Annotated in this window: 1 protein-coding gene; it reads right to left on the bottom strand. The window is 65.2% G+C overall.

Annotated features, from left to right (window positions below; all coding sequences use genetic code 11):
- On the bottom strand, nucleotides 1-446 hold a 446-nt coding region (locus ACWGS9_RS36115; RefSeq protein WP_454509500.1), incomplete at both ends, for a tyrosine-type recombinase/integrase.

The following is a 446-nucleotide window of genomic DNA, read 5'->3' as shown; positions in this document are numbered from 1 at the left end:
ATCACACCGCGACGCCTGCCTTCGCGCCACCACAGGCGCAGCAGTTCGAGCAGTTGCGGCGAGAGCATGGCGTTGCGATCCTTGCGTCCTTTGCCCTGTTCGACGCGGATCAGCATGCGTGTGCTGTCGATATCATCGACCTTGAGGTGCGCGACCTCCGATACGCGCAGGCCCGCGCCATAGGCGACGCCGAGTGCGGCCTTGTACTTGATGCCTGGTGCGGCTTCGAGCAGCCGCGCCGCTTCCTCCACGCTCAGCACGTCGGGCAGCTTGCGTGGATAGCGCATGATCACCAGCACACGGGCCAGATCCCGCCGCTTCAGCGTCACCAGGAACAGGAACCGCAACGCCGAGACCGCGCCGTTGATGGTCGCAGGCCCGACGCCGTTCTCATGCTGATACAACTGGAAGCGGCGGATGTCCTCGGGCGTCGCGGTATCGGGAGA

The sequence above is a fragment of the Mesorhizobium sp. Arg314 genome, assembly GCF_053714275.1.
Note: the sequence above shows the minus strand (reverse complement) of the source record. Positions and strands in the feature narration are given on the sequence as shown.